Source organism: Micromonospora zhanjiangensis (assembly GCF_042650605.1).
GTDB classification, from domain to species: domain Bacteria; phylum Actinomycetota; class Actinomycetes; order Mycobacteriales; family Micromonosporaceae; genus Micromonospora_J; species Micromonospora_J zhanjiangensis.
This window is the reverse complement of sequence record NZ_JBHSBN010000076.1, coordinates 1-4,851: the sequence shown is the minus strand read 5'-3', so window position 1 is coordinate 4,851 and position 4,851 is coordinate 1. Positions and strand designations below refer to the sequence as shown.

The 4,851-nt window shown below is 67.4% G+C and carries 4 protein-coding genes; 3 read left to right on the top strand and 1 reads right to left on the bottom strand.

Annotated elements, in window-relative coordinates:
* Nucleotides 1–181: 181 nt before the first annotated feature.
* Nucleotides 182–814, top strand: coding sequence for a hypothetical protein (locus ACFOX0_RS33845; RefSeq protein ID WP_377553713.1), 633 nt, complete (start codon nt 182–184; stop codon nt 812–814).
* Nucleotides 815–1,584: 770 nt separating this feature from the next.
* Here ACFOX0_RS33845 and ACFOX0_RS33840 read toward each other — a convergent pair.
* Complete coding sequence (locus ACFOX0_RS33840; RefSeq protein ID WP_377553711.1) at nt 1,585–2,511, bottom strand: RNA polymerase sigma-70 factor; 927 nt, start codon at nt 2,509–2,511, stop codon at nt 1,585–1,587.
* A 239-nt stretch (nt 2,512–2,750) separates the two neighbouring features.
* Here ACFOX0_RS33840 and ACFOX0_RS33835 point away from each other — a divergent pair, with 239 nt between their 5' ends.
* Complete coding sequence (locus tag ACFOX0_RS33835) at nt 2,751–3,032, top strand: carboxymuconolactone decarboxylase family protein (protein WP_377553709.1); 282 nt, start codon at nt 2,751–2,753, stop codon at nt 3,030–3,032.
* A gap of 108 nt (nt 3,033–3,140) precedes the next feature.
* Nucleotides 3,141–4,721, top strand: a complete 1,581-nt coding sequence (locus tag ACFOX0_RS33830) for a DHA2 family efflux MFS transporter permease subunit (protein ID WP_377553707.1) — start codon at nt 3,141–3,143, stop codon at nt 4,719–4,721.
* Nucleotides 4,722–4,851 lie beyond the last annotated feature (130 nt).

Genomic DNA, 4,851 nt, shown 5'->3' with positions numbered 1-4,851 from the left:
TAGGCGGCAGCCACCGCCGTATCTTGGGTCCACACAACCACGAGACTCAGCGGTGGCTGCTCCACGCCCACGGACAAAACCACACCGCTCCAGCAGGCCAGAACGGATCTCCTGCTGGAGTACTAGCAGGTTGTCAGCGGTGGAATCTGTGCCCCTGCGCCCGGTTGTCCATAATCGGCGGATGGCTTACGACTCCGCTAAGGACGGGCAGCATGGCTTTACAGCGGGTTGGTGGCTCGCGGCCGCCGTCGTGATCCTGATGACGGTCGTTGCTGCGCGGTTCAATGCCGGACTCGCCGATTTTGTCAACCCGGATCCACAGGGCGCCGGTCAGGTACGAGAGGTGGAGCGCTTCGCTACCGGCCTGGTCTACACGTCGGGTCAGTCTGTTGGTCAGGTGATCGCGATGGTGTTTGGCGCATTCGTGCCGGTTGGCTGGCATATTCGAATGGCGTTGATGAAGCGGGAGGGACACTCGGGCAAGATGCGTGGCGCGATGTGGGGCGGGGTGGGCCTCGCCCTGGCCAATATTGCGACAGCGTTGCTCGTTGGTGTACTTGCCGGCGAGTGGTTGGTTCGGTCAGCAGTTCACCATGACTACTTCGATCCGAAACTGCTGGGGGACGTGGGCGTCGTCATGATGGTTCTGCTCGGCTTCGTCGGGTTCTTGGTGTGGTCGTTGGTCGGTGCGGTTCTCAAGCCCATGGCCGGCGAGGGTCGCAGGGGTGCAGCCATCCTGATTCTCTCGATGCTGGTGGCGCTGGCCCTCAACGGATTCGTGAACATTCAGCTGACGTTGATGATTCTGACTTGAACCAAGAGCATCAAGGCGATCCGCAAGCGGGCCGCGCCGGCCCGGCTCCGGCCTGCTGGCGACCTCCGGCCAGCAACGCTGACGGACGACCGGGACCGACGTCGGTGGACAGCCGTGGATGTCGGAGGAACATTCTCGCAGCTCACCTGTCGGGGCGGAGCAGGTCGGGCGGTTGTGTTGGTTGCCTGGGGGTCAAGGGGTCGCAGGTTCAAATCCTGTCGTCCCGACAGGTTGACCTGGGGAGACGAAGGTCTTCCCAGGTAACGGCGGTAACATACCGTAACGGATGGTCTTCGACGGCAGTAACCGCGCCGCAGATTGGTCGCCGGCCCGGTCACCGTCACCCGCTCCGGCTTGCGGCTTCGCGCTGATCGCGGATGGGCCGGCATGTTGCTTCCTTGATTTCGCGTTAAGTGCTGCAGATGCTTGCCGCTTTGGAGAAGCTGTCGACCTCGCTCGGGGACTGGCAGCGCGGGCAAGGAAGGCCTCGCCGATCTGACCGACCAAGCCTTCGCCGGCGTCGCCCCAGCGCTCGATGCGACCTGTCCGGCCTGGACGACCTCGAGCGCGCTCGCCGGGTCTGGGTCCGGCTGACGCAGGGCCGGACCGGCACGTTGCGCAGGAGGCTGGCGGTTCGACGCCGGCGACGCCGCGTACACCTTGATGCCCACCAGGCCCGCTGGTTACTTGGAGCGGATGTATGGCGTCGCTGAGCGCCCGGCTGGCTCCGAGGTGGGGCGAAGCGCGGCGGTCGGTAGGTCGTTTCGGCCTCAGCGGCTCACTGCGGTCTCTCGCTCCATACGCGACAGCTTCTCGGGGTTGCGCACGTGATAGGCGCCGGTGACGTAGCCGTTCTCCACGCGTACCGCCACCACTCCGTCGATCTCCCCGTCGACTCGCACGAGCAGCCCCGGGCCGCCATTGATCTGCACCAGCTCGGTCGACCGTTCCGCGTCGCGTTTCCACCAGCGGGCGGCCAGCAAGCGAGCCACCTTGTCTGCGCCCACCATGGGCCGCAGCAGGGCATGTTTGACTCCGCCGCCGTCGCTGAGTGCGACGACGTCCGGCGCGAGGATGTCGAGCAGGCTCTGCAGGTCGCCGGTTTCGACCGCTCGCTGGAAGGCTTGGAGGGCGGCTCGGTGCTCGGCGGGGGAGCCGGTGCCGCGGGGCCGGCGCGCGGCGACGTGTGCCCGTGCCCGATGGGCGATCTGGCGTACCGCGGCCGGGGTTTTGTCAACGGCTTCGGCGATTTCATCGTAGTCCAGTTCGAACACCTCGCGCAGCACGAACACCGCCCGTTCGGTCGGCGTGAGCGTTTCCAATACCAGCAGCATCGCCATCGAGACGCTGTCGGCCAACTCGACATCCTCGGCCACATCCGGCGCGGTCAGCAGCGGTTCGGGTAGCCACGGCCCGACGTAGGTCTCCTTGCGCCGGTCCAGAGTGCGCAGCCGTTTCAGGGCCTGTCGGGTGGTGATCCGGATCAGGTACGCGCGCTGGTCCAGCACCGTGCCGAGGTCGACGCCCACCCACAGCATCCAGGTCTCCTGCAGGACGTCCTCGGCGTCGGTGGCGGAGCCGAGGATCTCGTAGGCGAGGGTGAACAGCAGGTTGCGATGGGCGACGAACGCTTCGGTGGCCGCGTCCATGCGATTGCCACGAGCTGTGCCCGTCGTTTGCTCGTTTCGTTTGCTCATCGCCGGTTCCTGCCTGTTCGTTCGCGACCACGCCATAGCCATACGATCCCGGTCCCTGTTGCTTTGTGACACCGGCGATCGGTGGTCTATGCCACATAGGTCCCGCTGTCACAGGGAGCGGGTCGCCGGGATCTCTTGATCGTGATGTCGCAACACCACGAGTAAGGAAGCCCAGCATGTCCACACCCACGACCCACCTGCGGTCGCGTATGCCCAACCCGCTCCCCTTCCTCCCCGAGATGGGGGAAGTCGGCGCAGGCCTGCACAAGGCCCGCAGAGATGGTGCGATTTCCCCGACCACCATCAGCCTGCTACAGCTACGCGCCGGGCAGCTCCTCGGCAGCACGTACTTCAGCATTCGGGAGATCGGCAACCTCCGCAGGATCGGGGAGTCAGAGGAGCGCAACACCGCCGTGGCCACCTGGCGGGACGCCACCTACTTCACCGACCCCGAACGGGTCGCGCTGGAGCTGGTGGAGGCGGTCCTGATGCCCAGCCTCACCCGTCTCACCCGGCGCTGAGCGGCAACGCCGCTCCGACGCGCCGCACTGTGCCACAGCGCGGCGCCGACCCACCGCGATCGACGCGAACCGACCCCGAGCACGCACACGTAGAAGGTAGCCAGATACATGGCCGACACAACCCTGCCCGTACGCCCCGTCATTTCCCTGGACAAGGGGCGAGACGCCCCGCCGCCCCCCGACCCCCGCCGCTGGTGGGGCCTGGCGGTCATCGCCCTCGCCCAGCTGATCGTGGTGCTGGACATGACCATCGTCAACATCGCCCTGCCGTCCGCCCAGCAGGACCTCGGCATGACAGACGGCAACCGGCAGTGGGTCATCACCGCCTACACCCTCACCTTCGGTGGCCTGCTGCTGCTCGGCGGACGCCTCGGTGACCTGTTCGGACGCAAGCGCAGCTTCATCATCGGCTTGATCGGCTTCGCCGTCGCCTCCGCGCTCGGCGGCGCCGCCGCCGGCCCCGGCATGCTCTTCGCCGCCCGCGCCCTGCAAGGCGTCTTCGCCGCGCTGCTGGCCCCCGCCGCGCTGTCCATGATGACCACGACCTTCACCGACCCGCGCGAACGCGGCAAGGCGTTCGGCGTGTTCGGCGCCATCGCCGGCGCCGGCGGCGCTATCGGCATGCTGGCCGGTGGCTTCCTGACCGAGTACTTGGAATGGCGCTGGTGCCTGTACGTCAACGTCCCGGTGGCCGCCCTGGCGGTGATCGGCGCGATCGTGATGCTCAAGGACCCGGGCCGCAGGACCGGCGCCCAGTTGGACGTGCTCGGCGCCGTGCTGGGCACCGCCGGCGTACTGTCCATCGTCTACGGTCTCAGCGAGGCCGCGTCCCGCGACTGGGACGACACCCGGGTGCTGACCCTGCTGATCGGCGGCGTGGTGGTCCTCGGGATCTTCACCCTGTGGCAGACCCGCGCCCGGACGCCGCTGCTGCCCCTGCACATCGTCAAGGACCGCCAGCGGGCGGGCGCCTACCTGACGATGGCCCTGGTCACCATCGCCATGTTCGGCGTCTTCCTGTTCCTGACCTACTACCTGCAGGGCATCAAGGGCTGGTCGCCGCTGAAGACCGGTGTGGCCTACCTGCCGATGACCGCCTGCATGATCATCGGTTCCACACAGATCTCGGCGCGGCTGCTGCACAAGGTGCCCGCCCGGGTGCTGATCATGCCCGGCCTGGCGGTGGCCGCCGGCGGCCTGGCCTTCCTGGCCTCCATGGACGTTGACGCCACCTACCTCAGCCACGTCCTGCCCGGCATCTGCATGATGGGCCTCGGCATGGGCGCCACCTTCATGGCAGCCATCTCCACGGCCACCAGCCGCGTCGCCCCACACGAGCAGGGGGCGGCCTCGGCGACCCTCAACACCATGCAGCAGGTGGGCGGATCGGTCGGCACTGCGCTACTCAACACGATCGCGGCCAGCGCGACCACCGTCTGGCTGACGGACCACCGGGTCAATCCCGCCCAGCAGACGCTGCAGGCGAAGACGGCACTGGCGGAGGCGACGGTGCACGGCTACTCCGTGGCGACCTGGACCTCCGCGGGCATCATACTGCTGGCCGCGGTGGTCGCGGGCGTCTTCATCAACGTCAAGGCGCCGAGCCGGCAGGCCAGCACAGCGGCGGCCGGCCCGGCGGGCGGTGACCCCAAGGCCGGGGCCGTCGGGGCGCCGATCCACGCGGGCTAGCCTCAATGCCGTTCAGTTAGGGCGGTGGTTGGCCTGTCAAGGTTCGTTGGTGATGACGTTGATGCTGGTGGTGGCTTTGTAGGTGCGGCGGTCGATGTTCGGTCCGCGGGCTTGGTACTTGGAGTTCGAG

What these genes read in the sequence shown, in the direction of transcription:
- ACFOX0_RS33845 (WP_377553713.1), top strand. Translation starts at nt 182, where the DNA reads ATGGCTTACGACTCCGCTAAGGACGGGCAGCATGGCTTTACAGCGGGT.
- ACFOX0_RS33840 (WP_377553711.1), bottom strand. Translation starts at nt 2,511, where the DNA reads ATGAGCAAACGAAACGAGCAAACGACGGGCACAGCTCGTGGCAATCGC.
- ACFOX0_RS33835 (WP_377553709.1), top strand. Translation starts at nt 2,751, where the DNA reads ATGGGGGAAGTCGGCGCAGGCCTGCACAAGGCCCGCAGAGATGGTGCG.
- ACFOX0_RS33830 (WP_377553707.1), top strand. Translation starts at nt 3,141, where the DNA reads ATGGCCGACACAACCCTGCCCGTACGCCCCGTCATTTCCCTGGACAAG.